Source organism: Rhodococcus sp. NPDC055024, from assembly GCF_053608585.1.
Genome location: NZ_JBSGVT010000004.1, coordinates 277,060 through 290,423 on the forward strand (window position 1 = coordinate 277,060; position 13,364 = coordinate 290,423).

Annotated in this window: 14 protein-coding genes; 6 read left to right on the forward strand and 8 right to left on the reverse strand. The window is 64.2% G+C overall.

Going from position 1 to position 13,364, the window contains the following annotated elements; translation table 11 throughout:
- Nucleotides 1-44: 44 nt before the first annotated feature.
- From ACWF6P_RS12115 to ACWF6P_RS12125, 3 genes are read left to right on the forward strand one after another with little or no spacing between them, the layout of a single operon-like run.
- The gene (locus tag ACWF6P_RS12115; RefSeq protein ID WP_230812121.1) at nucleotides 45-296 is read left to right on the forward strand and encodes a helix-turn-helix domain-containing protein; all 252 of its coding nucleotides are present in this window, start codon (nucleotides 45-47) and stop codon (nucleotides 294-296) included.
- 5 nt (nucleotides 297-301) lie between these two features.
- Nucleotides 302-868: a Clp protease N-terminal domain-containing protein gene (locus ACWF6P_RS12120; protein ID WP_378638215.1), complete on the forward strand. Its 567-nt coding sequence runs from the start codon at nucleotides 302-304 to the stop codon at nucleotides 866-868.
- Between the two features lie 48 nt (nucleotides 869-916).
- Entirely contained in the window at nucleotides 917-1,297 is a 381-nt protein-coding gene (locus ACWF6P_RS12125) for a phage holin family protein (RefSeq protein ID WP_003941998.1), read from the forward strand.
- 12 nt (nucleotides 1,298-1,309) lie between these two features.
- Here the strand turns inward: ACWF6P_RS12125 and ACWF6P_RS12130 are convergent, their stop codons facing one another.
- A complete protein-coding gene (locus tag ACWF6P_RS12130; RefSeq protein WP_452621158.1) occupies nucleotides 1,310-2,179 on the reverse strand; it encodes a 1,4-dihydroxy-2-naphthoate polyprenyltransferase in 870 nt (289 codons plus the stop codon).
- Nucleotides 2,180-2,228: 49 nt separating this feature from the next.
- Between ACWF6P_RS12130 and ACWF6P_RS12135 the strand changes: the two genes are divergently transcribed.
- Entirely contained in the window at nucleotides 2,229-5,477 is a 3,249-nt protein-coding gene (locus tag ACWF6P_RS12135; protein WP_452621159.1) for a BTAD domain-containing putative transcriptional regulator, read from the forward strand.
- A 21-nt stretch (nucleotides 5,478-5,498) separates the two neighbouring features.
- Here the strand turns inward: ACWF6P_RS12135 and ACWF6P_RS12140 are convergent, their stop codons facing one another.
- A complete protein-coding gene (locus tag ACWF6P_RS12140) occupies nucleotides 5,499-6,326 on the reverse strand; it encodes an ABC transporter permease (RefSeq protein WP_003941848.1) in 828 nt (275 codons plus the stop codon).
- A complete protein-coding gene (locus ACWF6P_RS12145) occupies nucleotides 6,323-7,330 on the reverse strand; it encodes an ATP-binding cassette domain-containing protein (RefSeq protein WP_452621160.1) in 1,008 nt (335 codons plus the stop codon). Before ACWF6P_RS12145 ends, ACWF6P_RS12140 begins: the two co-directional genes overlap by 4 nt.
- 154 nt (nucleotides 7,331-7,484) lie before the next feature.
- Here ACWF6P_RS12145 and ACWF6P_RS12150 point away from each other — a divergent pair, with 154 nt between their 5' ends.
- Entirely contained in the window at nucleotides 7,485-8,324 is an 840-nt protein-coding gene (locus tag ACWF6P_RS12150; protein WP_452621161.1) for a type IV toxin-antitoxin system AbiEi family antitoxin domain-containing protein, read from the forward strand.
- Here the strand turns inward: ACWF6P_RS12150 and menE are convergent.
- Genes menE through ACWF6P_RS12175 form a run of 5 tightly spaced genes read right to left on the reverse strand, consistent with a single transcriptional unit; the run spans nucleotide 8,317 to nucleotide 11,628 of the window.
- On the reverse strand, nucleotides 8,317-9,483 hold the full coding sequence (gene menE / locus ACWF6P_RS12155) for an o-succinylbenzoate--CoA ligase (RefSeq protein WP_452621162.1): 1,167 nt from the start codon (nucleotides 9,481-9,483) through the stop codon (nucleotides 8,317-8,319). The genes ACWF6P_RS12150 and menE overlap by 8 nt on opposite strands.
- A complete protein-coding gene (locus ACWF6P_RS12160) occupies nucleotides 9,453-9,755 on the reverse strand; it encodes a DUF3349 domain-containing protein (protein WP_003941976.1) in 303 nt (100 codons plus the stop codon). Before ACWF6P_RS12160 ends, menE begins: the two co-directional genes overlap by 31 nt.
- Nucleotides 9,756-9,759: 4 nt before the next feature.
- The gene (locus ACWF6P_RS12165; protein ID WP_378447163.1) at nucleotides 9,760-10,095 is read right to left on the reverse strand and encodes a DUF3349 domain-containing protein; all 336 of its coding nucleotides are present in this window, start codon (nucleotides 10,093-10,095) and stop codon (nucleotides 9,760-9,762) included.
- A 54-nt stretch (nucleotides 10,096-10,149) separates the two neighbouring features.
- Entirely contained in the window at nucleotides 10,150-10,413 is a 264-nt protein-coding gene (locus tag ACWF6P_RS12170; protein ID WP_003942079.1) for a hypothetical protein, read from the reverse strand.
- A 15-nt stretch (nucleotides 10,414-10,428) separates the two neighbouring features.
- Nucleotides 10,429-11,628, reverse strand: a complete 1,200-nt coding sequence (locus tag ACWF6P_RS12175; protein WP_378548634.1) for an inorganic phosphate transporter — start codon at nucleotides 11,626-11,628, stop codon at nucleotides 10,429-10,431.
- 284 nt (nucleotides 11,629-11,912) lie between these two features.
- Here ACWF6P_RS12175 and ACWF6P_RS12180 point away from each other — a divergent pair, with 284 nt between their 5' ends.
- Nucleotides 11,913-13,337, forward strand: coding sequence for an ABC transporter substrate-binding protein (locus ACWF6P_RS12180; protein WP_452621163.1), 1,425 nt, complete (start codon nucleotides 11,913-11,915; stop codon nucleotides 13,335-13,337).
- The last annotated feature ends 27 nt before the right edge of the window (nucleotides 13,338-13,364 follow it).

Genomic DNA, 13,364 nt, shown 5'->3' on the forward strand with positions numbered 1-13,364 from the left:
CAATTTTGGTTGACAGTAAGGAAATGTCAATCTAGATTGACAATATGACCGAAGCAACCTCTCTCGCCGCTGCCGCCGGCAGCCCGGATCCCGCCGAGGGATTGCGTGCCGTTCGAGCGCTGCGACGTCTACTCGAGAAACTCGAGGCCATTCAGGTCGCCAATGCGCGTCGTCACGGTTGGTCCTGGCAGGCAATCGCGGAAACCCTCGAGGTCAGCCGTCAAGCCGTCCACAAGAAATATGCGTCCGCGCAATCGGAATCGATGCTGCGTTCATTGCGCGAGAAGGGCAGGTAAGTGCCATGTTCGAAAGGTTCTCCGCGCAGGCGAGGGGAGTCGTCGTCGATGCTGTCGCCGGCTCCGGTCCTGTCACTCCGATGGAACTGTTGACCGCGTTGCTCACCTCTGATCGGGGCATCGCCACCGAGGTGCTCGCCGAGTCTGGTGTCACGCTCGACGTGATCCGCCACGCCGGCGCCGGCTCGAACGAAGGTAGCTCGAACAAGCTCGACGACGACGCCGAGATACTCAAGTCGATCGGCATCGATCTCGATGCGGTTCGGGAGAGTCTCGAGCAGTCCTTCGGCGAAGGTGTGCTGGACGAGACTCCTGTGCCAGACGGCGTCGACACTTCTCGCAAGAGCCGATTCGGGTTCCCTCGTTCACGATTCGAGAAGGACTCCAAGAAGGTGCTGGAACTCTCGCTCCGTGAAGCGCTCGCGCACAAGGACAATCGCATCGGCGCCGAACACATCCTGCTCGGCATCCTGCGTGTCGCCGACGGACCCACCCGTGAGGCCCTCGAAACGCAGGTCACGATGTCGGTGATCCGTGAGCGGTTGGAAGCGAAGATGAATCGCGCGGCCTAGATTCGGCACGGTTCCGCATGCACGGGAGGGATGTGCCAGCATTCAGACATGACATTTCTGGCACGTCTCATCATCAACGGCATAGCCATCTGGCTGGCGTCGGCGTGGGTCACCGGCATCACGATCGCCAACCACGACAACGGCACCTGGGGCACGGTTCTCGTGATCGCGGTGATCGCCCTGATCTTCACGGTGGTCAACGCCTTCATCAAGCCGGTAGTACAGCTTCTCTCGCTACCGCTGCTCATCCTGACGCTCGGACTGTTCACTCTCGTGATCAACGCCCTGATGCTGATGCTGACGGCGTGGATCTCGTCCGGAACGTCCTACGGCTTGACGGTCGACGGCTTCTGGACGGCAGTCTGGGGCGCGCTGATCATCTCGATCGTGAACTTCCTGCTCAGCGCGTTCGTCCCCGACAACCGTTGAGTGCGTCGACGTTCAGGCGAGACTGAGCGCAACTGCGGTCGCGGCACCCCAGACGAGCATGGCAAGTCCGGTGTCGCGCAGCGCGGGGATCAGGGCCATTCCCTGCCCGCCTGAACGCAGCGGGGCGTTGGCTCGGATTGCCAGTGGCAACGCGAGCAATCCGAGCAATGCCCACGGAGTGCGCAGGATCAGCAGCAGGGTCGCGACGAACGGAACGGCCAGCAGGATCACGTGCAGTGTTCGGGTCTTCGTGTCGCCGAGCCGTACTGCGAGAGTGATCTTTCCGGACTCGGTGTCGGTCGGGATATCGCGAAGATTGTTGGCAACGAGCACTGCGCTCGAGAACGAGCCGATGGCGATCGCTCCGGCCAGCCCGGCCAGATCGACCCGCTCGGCCTGCACGAACTGAGTTCCCAGCACTGCGATCAGCCCGAAGAAGATGAACACGGCGATCTCGCCGAACCCGCTGTATCCGTACGGCTTCTTGCCGCCGGTGTAGAACCAGGCGCCGATGATGCAGAACACGCCGACCGCGACCAGCCACCACGCTGTGGTCGCCGCCAGAACGAACCCGGCCACCGCGGCAACGGCGAAGCAGCTGATCGCTACGGCCTTCACGGCTCCGGGACTGACCAACTTCGATCCGACCAAGCGCAGTGGCCCGACGCGGTCGTCGTCCGTTCCGCGGATTCCGTCGGAGTAGTCGTTCGCGAAATTCACCCCGACGATCAAAGCCAAGGAGACGACCAGTGCCAGGAGCGCCTTCCACCACACTGCGAGGTCCAGGGATGCCGCGGCTCCGGTGCCGACCAGCACGGGCGCAATCGCGTTCGGGAGTGTGCGCGGCCTCGCGCCTTCGATCCATTGAGCAGCTGTTGCCATACAACGATCTTTGCACTGTGCAATACGATCGAACGCGGTGGATCAGCACATGACTCGAGACGTGAGTGAGCGCGCCAGGTACGCGCAGTCGGGCGAAGACCTGGCAGACATTGCCTTGCTCGGACCCGTTTCGACCAAAGTGGGCGATCGCCTGGTTCCGCTGCCGGGTCCGCGAGCTCGAACTCTGCTGGTTGCGCTGGCTCGCAATCCCGGTGAGCCACGCACCGCGCAGAGCCTGATCGACGACGTCTGGGGGCTGGAGCCGCCGCGCTCACCGATGAACGCCCTCCACACTCAGGTCTCGCGCCTGCGATCTGCACTCCCGGACGGGGCCCTCGAGGTCACGGCGGCCGGATACCGGCTCACTCTCGCCAGAGCGCGCGTCGACCTGGCCAGGGCAGCGGACGCGGCCCGTCGCCTGCACGCCGGCGACGCAGACGCGTCCGAGGCACTTGCGGCCGCGACCGAGGCGCTGCGCCTGTGGCGCGGCACACCTGGGAGCGACGTCGTCGGCGACGTCGCAGATCGTCTGGCGGTCGACGCGGGCCGCGTGTACGACGAACTGGAGACGGCGCAGATCGACGCGTTCCTCACGCTGGGGGAGTACGCGGCAGCCATTCCACTGGTGCGCGGACGGCACCTGGCGAGTCCATTCGACGACACGGCAGCCGAAGCGCTGATGCGTGCGCTCGCCGGAGCCGGCCGAGTCAACGAGGCACTGGAGGTGTTCGCGGAGTTCCGCAACCACCTCGCCAACCGTCTGGGCGCCGATCCGTCGCCCGCGCTGGTGACTCTGAACGCGAAACTTCTCGGAGCGCCGGCGGCTACGCCGAGGGCTGCGCGTGCGATCGGTTTGCGGGCTGCCCCCAACACCCTGCTCGGTCGCGACAACGACATCGACCAGATCGAATCCTTGCTCGCTCGCTCTCGCGTTGTCACGATTCTCGGTCCCGGTGGTGCCGGAAAGACCCGCCTTGCACACGAATTGGGTCTGCGTGCATCCGTGAACCACCCGGGCGTGTCGGTGGTACTGGTGGAGTTGGCGTCGTTGCGTAGCAGCGAAGATGTGATCGCGGCCATCGGCGGCACCCTCGGAATCAGTGAATCCGACCTGGCTCCAGGCAAATTGACCGTCGGCCGGACGCATTCGGCGCGAGAACGACTCAAAGAGGCGCTGTCGGCCGGTCCGATGTTGCTCATCCTCGACAACTGCGAGCACGTGATCGGCGCGTGTTCGGAGATCGTGGCCGAGATGATCGCGGCCGGCCGTCAGCTGACGGTACTGACCACCAGTCGATCTCCGCTCATGATCAGCGCCGAGGCGGTGTACCCGTTGCCGCCGTTGGCGATCGACGACGGAACCGGCTCGGCAGTCGAGCTCTTCTCGGCGAGAGCCCGCGCGGTGCGGCCTTCGGTTCATCTGGACGTCGACGCCGTCGTCAAGCTGTGTACGACGCTCGACGGACTCCCGTTGGCGATCGAACTCGCGGCCGCTCGGGTCCGGACGATGAGCGTTGACGAAATCGGTTCGAGACTGCGAGATCGGTTCGCGTTGTTGCGCTCCGATGATCCGACGTCTCCGGATCGGCATCGCACTCTGCACGCGGTGATCGACTGGAGTTGGAATCTGCTGGGCGGCGGCGATCAGATTGCGCTGCGTCGGTTGTGCCGATTCCCGGCAGGCTTCACGCTTTGCTCGGCGCAGGCCGTTGCCGGGTGGGGCGAGTTGACCGATGTGGCCGGTGCCGTCGAGGCGCTGGTGAATCAGTCTCTTCTTTCCGTCAGCGACGGGGAGGGTGAGCTTCGCTACTACATGCTCGAGACGGTCCGTGAATACGGCGAGGAGCAACTCGCCGCGTCCGGAGAGGGGCCGGAAGTGATTCGGCGCCTCGATGACTGGGCGATCGCGATCGCCGAGGACGCCGTCGTGCGTGCGCGCACCGATCAGCTGCGTCTGATTGCCGACCTGGACGCCGAGCACGACAACCTTCTCGCAGTTCTTCGCTGGGCAGTGGAGCGCGGTGACGCGGTCACCGTGGCCAACGTCTTTCCCGTCCTTGCGATTCTGTGGGCAGTGCGAGGATCGAACTCGGAAATCTCGAACTGGGCGTCGAAGATCGTCGGGGCTACCGCGGACAACGATCTGCGCGACGTGAACGCGGAACTGGTGGGTGCCACGTTCATCCTGGTGGCGATGCATCTCTATTTCGGGGAGGCCGATCGAAACCATGCCCGCGCACGGGTTCGTCTTCGAAAGTTGTTGCGTGAGCGTGATGATCTCGGTCCGTTGTTTGCGTTTCTGATCAGACTTTCCACGAGTGGGATCGCCAACCACAAACTTGCGCGGTTGGTTGCGGAGGGCGTTCGCAGCTCCGACCCCGAGACCCGAATGGCTGCGCTGTCCGCGCGTTCGAACATGCGGGAGAACATCGGCGATCTGCGCGGCGCATTGCTGGACGGGCAGGCTCTGTTCGACTACGCGACCAGTGTCGGTGACGAGTGGGGACTGGCGATGGCAGCCCAGCATGTCGGGTCGGTTCACAGCCAGTCCGCCCGCTACGGCGACGCCATTGCGTTCTACGCGATTGCGGCGGCGTCGATGGAACGTCTCGGCGCGCGTGACGAGGCGATGCAGCTCATCTGCTTCCAAGCCGGAGCGATGATCGCATCCGGTGACACCGCCGGCGGGCGAACACTTCTCGATCGGGCGCGCCCGGCCTTGGCGCACTCGACCGGGACCGGTGCGATCGAAACCGATCAACGGCGCGCGGCACTCATGGCGAGCATTGCCGAGGCGGATCTCGCGGACGGCCGTATCGAGGACGGCCTGGCTCGGTATCGAGAAGCACTGGAACTGTTGGGTCCTGCAATCGAGAACATCTTCGGTGATCCCTTCGTCGTTCTGCTCGGTGCCGCGGCCGTGTGTGCTCACGTCGTTCACGGACGACACGAACTCGTAGCCGGTCGGGTTCTTCAGATGAAGGATTCGAGTGCTCTCAAGTTCGATCCGAACGGTTATGCGGACCTGCCGCTCGCGGGTTCCTTGGCGTCGGCGATCGGCTCGTTCGATCTAGTGACGGGCAACATCGACCGCGGTGTCGAACTGATGGCTCTGTCGTTGAAAATGCCCGGGAGACAAGACTTCGTCTCGCTCCACCATGCGCGCCTGTCCGACTTCGCCGTTGGTGTGGTCGGAGCCGACAGGTGGTCAGTGGAAACGGAGAAGGTGTCGGGCTACTCACGTAGGGCGGTCCGCGAAGCAGCGTTGGCTGTGCTTCGCGGACCGGTGCTGGATTAGAGCTGGACAGTGTTGCGGGACTTAGGTCTTGCGCATGTACATCCGGACGGTCAGAGGTGCCATGACGGCAACGATCACCGCGGCGCCCACCAACGACCACACGACGTGGATACCGAAGTGACCGTCGTTGGCCAGCTCGCGAACCGCGGTCACCAGGTGTGAGACCGGATTGACGTTCACGAACTTCTGAAGCCAACTCGGCATGGTGGCAGGATCGACAAACGCATTCGACAGGAACGTCAGCGGGAACAGCACGAGCATCGAAACGCCCTGCACCGTGGACGCTTTGTTCATCAGCACGCCCATGAGGGCGAAGATCCAGCTGATCGAGAACGCGCACACCATGACCAGGATCGCGGCGGACAGAATGCCGACCACGCCGCCCGCGGGGCGGTATCCCATCGCGAAACCGACGATGAACGTGATGGTCGTGGCGATGCCGTAGCGCACGACGTCGGCGAGCAATGCTCCGGACAGCGGGGCGATACGAGCGATGGGAAGGGATTTGAATCGGTCGAACACGCCCTTGTCCATGTCCTCACGAAGCTGGGTGCCCGTGACGATGGAACCGGTGATGACGGTCTGAACCAAGATGCCGGGGATGATCGTCGGCAGATATGCCGTCACGTCACCGGCGATCGCGCCGCCGAAGATGTAGGTGAACATCAACGTGAAGATGATCGGCTGGATGACGACGTCGAACAGTTGCTCGGGGTTGTGCTTGATCTTGAGAATTCCGCGGTACGCCATCGTGAACGTGTTCGCGAAGCTCTGCTGCAGGCTGATGCGGCGGGGCGCGGCATCAGGCTGGGCTATCGGTGACCGGGGTTTGGTGAGGGTGGTTGTCATGCGACGCTCCGATCGGAGTCGTTGTCGGACTGGGCGTCGTTGCGTCCACCGTCTTCGGGCTGGTGCCCGGTGATGGTCAGGAACACTTCGTCCAGGCTGGGTTTCTGTACGTTGATCTCGTCGACGGCGATACCTTGCTCGCGCAGGCGGATCAGCAGGTCGGCGGTGATCGACGGGTCGCTCAACGGGGCGGTGATCCGTCCGACCTCGGGCGTGACACCTACCTCGACGCCGAGCGCCGACGCGATGAGCGAGCGAGCTTCCTCGGTGCGATCACGATCGACCAGCTTGAGTTGGAGCGAGGAGATCCCGACCGAAGCTTTGAGTTCGTCGGCAGTGCCGTTGGCGATCACGCGGCCGCGGTCGATCACCGCGATGCGATCCGCCAACTGATCGGCCTCGTCCAGGTACTGCGTGGTGAGCATCACCGTCGAACCCTCGGCGACCAATCGTCGGATGGTCACCCACATCTGGGCGCGGGTGCGCGGATCGAGGCCCGTGGTGGGCTCGTCGAGGAACAGAAGCGGCGGGCGAGCGATCAGGCTGGCCGCCAGATCCAGGCGTCGACGCATACCGCCGGAGAAGTTCTTGAGCGGCTTGGTCGCGGCCTCGACCAGGTCGAACTCTTCGAGGAGTTCGAGGGACTTGGTGCGCGCATCGCGGCGGCTCAGGCCGAGCAGTCGCGAGAAGATCACGAGGTTCTCGGTTGCGGTCAGGTCCTCGTCGACGGAGGCATACTGCCCGGTGACGCCGATCAGGGAGCGGACTGCGGTGGGTTCACGGCTGACGTCGTGGCCGAAGATGCGTGCCTCACCGCCGTCGGGGCGAAGGAGGGTGGCGAGCATGCGGACGGTGGTGGTCTTGCCGGCGCCGTTCGGCCCGAGGACGCCGAAGACCGAGCCGGTGGGGACGGTGAGGCTGACGCCGTCGACCGCGCGGTGCTCGCCGAACTTCTTGACGAGTCCGTCGGCCTCGATGGCAAGAGGCGAAGCTGTGTGGTTCATGGGGTGAAGCTTGGCAGATCGATCTTGCATGGACCTTGCGTGGAACTTGCGGTTACTTGCACAGCGCGCGAGGTCGGTGCTCCACAACCGGCAAACAATCCCCAGACGGATCTTGTTTGTCGGTGTGCGGGCGCGATGGCGTCACGCTCGCTGCATGGGAATTCTCACGCGGGCGCAGGCTCACCGGGACGGCACCAGCGACGCGCAGTTGCAGCGAGCGGTCAGGCGCGGTGAGCTGTACCGAATCGCAGCGGGGATCTACATGCGAGCCGATCACTTTCGCGAACTCGATGAGAGAGCACCCCACCGGTGCGCTGTCCTCGCGGCCGCTGAAACCTGTGGTCCAGGTGCGATCGTGAGCCACGCTTCGGCAGCGGTCATGCACGGATTGGATTGCGGCGGATTGCGATTGGGCACCGTGCACATGACGCGTAACCGGTGCTCGGGTGGGCGGAAGAGTCAGACCTTGCATCTTCATCCAGCAGTGGTCCCGCCCGAGGAGGTCGTGCTGATCGACGGTGTCGCAGCCACGTCACTTGCGCGAACGTTCGTCGACCTCGCACGGACGACCTCGTTCGAGAACGCCGTGGTGATCGGCGATTGCGCCCTGCGACGCGGGATGAGACGTGAGGACGTCGACGCTTCGCTCGATCATGCGCGCGGAAGGCTGGGCATGAGTCGTGCGCGAGTGGCGGCGGAGTTCATCGAACCGGGTGCCGAGAGCCCAGGGGAGTCCATCAGCCGCGTACGCATGCGCGCCGACGGTTGGCCGAAGCCGACCCTGCAGCACGAGATCCGTCACGGTGGCCGGTTCATCGGACGAGTCGACTTCTTCTGGAAAGAGCACGGTGTGGTGGGCGAGTTCGACGGGATGGTCAAGTACCGCGGCGACAATCCGGGTAGGGCGGTTCCTCCGCGCAGCCGCGCGCTGATTGTGCAGCCGCGGGGCTGGTCAGGCCTGCGGCTGAACAATAGTGCTGCGGCTGCTAGCTGAACCGCGCTACCAGGGCGGCGCGGTCGAGCTTGCCCGGTCCACGCAGGGGGAGCGCGTCCACGATGAAGAGTTCCCGCGGCGCTGCGGTGACGTCGAGTGTCCGCTGAGCATGTGTGCGCAGTTCCTCGAGCGTCGGAGCTTCGCCCTCTGGTACGACGACGGCCACCACCCGCTGCCCGAGACGCTTGTCCTCGATGCCGATCACCGCGCACTCGCGAACGGCGGGGTGATCTGCCAACGCGGCCTCGACCACCTGCGGTACGACGGTCAGCCCGCCGGTGGAGATAGCTTCGTCCAGTCGGCCGCTGATGCGCAGGACCCCGTCGACCACCGATCCGGCGTCGTCGGTCCGGAACCACCCGGGCTCGGCGAAAGCAGGGTGGTCGGGAAGCCCGCGGTACCCGGACGCGAGCATCGGCCCGCCCAGCAGAACCCGGCCGTCGTCGATACGAATCTTTGCCCCGGACAACGGGATTCCGTCGTACACACAGCCGCCGGACGTCTCACTCATCCCGTAGGTGCGGACGACGGTGATGCCAGCTTCGGTGGCCTGCGCGAGTACCGGTGCGGGAGTCGCAGCGCCGCCGAGCAGGACAGCGTCGAGCGAAGCCAACGCCTCGACAGCGGCGCGATCACCGAGTGCCTTGACCAACTGCGTCGGCACCAACGAGGTGTAGCGGCGCGGTCCGCTCATCGCGGCGACAGCGCCCGGCAATGCCGCCGGGTCGAAACCCGCGCTGACGTCGACGATCACCGGTTGTCTTCCGGCGAGGACACTGCGCAACAGAACCTGCATCCCGGCGATGTGGTGCGGGGGGAGAACCAGCAACCAGGATCCCGGCCCGCCGAGGCGTTCATGCGTCGCGTCGCCGCTGGCCCGCAGTGCGCTCGCCGCGAGCATCGCACCCTTCGGAGTGCCGGTGGTTCCCGAGGTTGCGACTATCAGCGAAACACCGTCGTCGATGGGCTGATCGGGGTGCAGTGCATCGCTCAGGCGGGCCGTCTCGCGTGCGTCGGCCGCCGGGACGGGGAGCACGGCGTCGTGCTTGCCTTCGAGGATCTGCGCGATGCGCGGCAGGACCTCGAAAATCGCCTCACCCTGCGGAACGGCCAGTGTGCGAAGAACGTTCACCGGACGTCCGGCCCGGCCAGCGGCCATCCACCGGCAGCCAGATGGCTTCGCACGCGGTCGACGTCGGTTTCGAGTGGCATCTCGTTGGTGATCTTCGTGATGAGGACCTGGATGTCGGTCTTCTCGATGGGCAGATCGCCGTCCTCGATCAACGCGTCGGCGACGGCGTCGACCTCGGTTTCGGAGAGTCTGCGAGTGAGAAGTGCGAAGAGGGGGATGTAGTCCTGCTCAGGGACGCCATTGGGATAGCCGGCCCGCAACCAGCCGACTATCGACGTGAGGAAGGGCGGAAGGGCCATGACGTCAGCTCACGTCTCGAACTTCGTTGTCGGATTCCGCGTCTTCGATGACCGGCCACCCACCTGCACGCAGTCTCTCGCTGACACGATCGACGTCGTCCTCGGAAGGCTCCTCGTTGAGGATTCCCTCGATGATTGCGCGGATGGTGTCGTAGTCGACGTGCCGGTCCGGTACCTCGTGTGCGGACTCGATGGACATCGAAACGACCTGCTCGATCTCCTCGTCGGTCAGACGACGACGGAGAACGGCGAGCAGCGCAAAATGATCCTTGTCCGGGATGCCCTCGGGGTACCCGGCACGCAGCCAGTCGAGCACGCTGCGCAATGAATACTTGCTCAAATCCTCGGCCTCATTTTCGTTTCGGTGGTTTCAGTGGTGTGCCGCGACGACCACTCAGAAGACGTGGATTCCGAACGTGCTGGCCAAGAAGTTCTTCATCAACAACAGTATTCCGGCGAAGATCGTGACGAGCACGACCGCAAAACAGAGGTACGCACCCATTTTACCCAGGGTGGAAGGCCCTTCGGTGCCGTCGGCGTTCGGCAGGCTCAGCGACTTGAGGCCGAAGGCGAAGATCGCCGGCAGTCCGGCTCCGAAGAGCAGTCCGACTGCCACTACCTGCCAGAGCGAATCGAGGGTATCGGTGAGTAGATGCATTCTCTTGCGCCCCTTTCAGGAGTTGCGAGTGGGTTCGGTGGACGGAGTGGGATCGACGACCGGAATCTCTCGAGCCGTCACATCCGGATTCTCGTCCCATTCAGCGGTGACGTTGGCCGCGTCTACAGGTTCCTTACGCGAACGCAGGTACATGAAGATCGCGAACGCGATGAGAGCGGCGAAGACGACGAGCACCCCGGCAAGTCCGCCGACCAGATGCGCGAGTGCCCAGCAGATAGCGCCGACGACGGCGGCCGACGGCAGCGTGATCAGCCAGGCGGCGGCCATTCGGCCTGCGACGCCCCAGCGGACCTCCGCGCCCTTGCGGCCGATGCCGGTGCCGAGGATGGATCCGGTGGCGACGTGGGTGGTCGAGAGGGGGAGTCCGAGATGGCTCGACGTGAGGATGATTGCGGCCGACGACGCTTCGGCTGCCAGACCCTGCGGCGCGGCGATCTCGACAAGGCCCTTGCCCAGGGTGCGGATGATGCGCCAACCGCCGAGGTAGGTGCCGAGAGCGATCGCGACGGCACAGGTGAACTTCACCCAGAACGGCATCTCGGTTTCGGCGGTGATGGTGCCGTGAGCGACCAGGGCCAAAAAGATGACGCCCATCGTCTTCTGGGCGTCATTGGTGCCGTGCGCAAGTGAGATCAGTGAGGCGGTGCCGATCTGGCCGTAGCGGAAACCGCGCTCACGCTCGTCTTCCTTGACGGATGCGGTGATTCGGTACACGAGCTTGGTGCCGACGCCGGCGACCAGAGCCGCGACGACCGGCGCGAGGATTGCGGGGACGACGACCTTGGTCAGGACCCCGCCCCACTCGACGCCGCCCATACCGATGGAGGCGATTGCGGCGCCGATCAATCCGCCGAACAGTGCGTGCGAGGAGCTCGACGGCAATCCGAGCAGCCAGGTCGCCAGATTCCAGATGATTCCGCCGACAAGACCGGCGAACACGATCAGCAGCAGATCCTGCCCACTGACCGCGCCGAGGTTGACGACGCCTTTGGCCACGGTTGCGGCGACCTCGACGGACAGGAACGCACCGACCAGGTTCAAGATCGCGGAAAGTGTGACCGCAACTTTGGGCTTGAGTGCACCGGTCGCGATGGAGGTGGCCATTGCGTTACCCGTGTCGTGAAAACCATTCGTGAAATCGAACGCGAGGGCGGTGACAACTACCACCAGGAGGATTAAAAGCTCTGCGGTCACAACGTGAATTGTGCGTATCGAACGCGTAAAAGTACAGCGAACGGGATGCGAACAGCGGCTCCGTGGAGTACGTCGCCGCGCGTGGGCTGCGGCGCTGCCGTTCGTGATGTGTTCAGCGCCACGAATTTCGAACCCTGTGTGGGACCTCACTTTTTGGTCTCACTCACCGGGAAGGCACATTCGGGCCGTTTTAAACGCTGATTACCTACGGGCACCGAGCGCACCGGAACAGGGGTTTCACCCCTGTATCTCGGTGTCTGTCAGTGAGAAGGAGAGCTCCGACCGTGAAGCCCAACAAGTCCACGAAGCTGATCGTGGCACTCGCCGCGACCGCCGTTCTGGCATCAGCCTGCGCATCGAATCGTGGTGACGATCCCTACGCCGTCGCTGTCGGCGGATCAGGCGTCAGCGCCGACGTCGCGTCGAGCACCTCCGATGCGAAGTTCGGCACCCTCGATTCGCCGTGTGGCAAAGGCGATGCCACCGGCGCAACCGATCAGGGCGTCAGCGACACCGAGATCAAGATCGGATTCGGCGACGACCGCGGGTACGTGAAGTCTCCGGGGCTGAACAAGGAAATGAGCGACGCGGTGAACGCGCTCATCTCGTGGTGCAACGATCAGGGCGGCATCAACGGCCGCAAGGTCGTCGGAACCGACTACGACGCCGCGATGACGCAGGCCAACTCGGTTATGCAGGAAGCGTGCGCAAGCCAGTTCATGATGGTCGGCTACGGCTTCGCGATGGATCAGACCGCCGAGCAGACGCGTGTCGCGTGCAACCTGGTGTCCGTGCCAGGCTTCACCGTCTCGCCCGACGCAGCCAACGGGCCGATGACATTCCAGGGTGTCCCGTTCCCGGTCGACTACGCGAACGGCTCGCAGTGGTTCCAGATGGCCGAGATGCACCCCGACCTGGTCAACGACTTCGACGTCGTCAACAGCACGATGCCCACGATCATCAGCTCCACCACGAAGATTCGTTCGATTGCCGAGGCTGCGGGCTTCAAGCTCAAGGATTGTGGCGTCACCCTCAACTACGAGGGTGAATCGAGCTACGTGCCGTTTGCCGAGAAATTCAAGGAGTGCGGCGCGAAGGGTATCTGGACGTCACGATCGGCGAGCCCTTCGGAGCTGAACTTCGTCAAGGCCCTCGACCAGGTCGGGATCGACCCCATCTTCTTCGGTGAAGCCACCTGGTACGGCGCGACCGTCTCTGATTGGAACAAGGACACCGGCCTGCTCGACAACCTCAACGCGGGCATGACCTTCCAGATGCTCGAGAACGCGGACAAGGTGCCCGCAGTGAAGAAGTACGTCGATCTGGTCTCCGAGCAGGGCGGCAAGACCGCGCTCCTCGGTATGCAGGCGGCGTCGTCGTTCCTGCTGTGGGCAGCCGCCGCGGACGAGTGCGGCAGCGATCTGACGCGCCAGTGCATGGTCGACGAACTCTCGAGCATTCACGAGTGGGACGGCGGCGGACTGCACGCCGCCACCGATCCCGGCAAGAACATGCCGGCCACTTGCGGACTCACGACCGCGCTGACGGGCAATACCTACTCGCAGGCGTTCCCGTCGACCGCGGGCGAATTCAAGTGTGACCCCAAGTACCTCGTCGCGACCGACAAGAGCACCTGGGGAACCGAACTCGGCACCGACCGCGTGTCGACGAAGTACCAGAACGCGAACGTCATCAAGCCGCAGTCCTGATTCTCCTGACTCGGGCGGTGAGCGCCA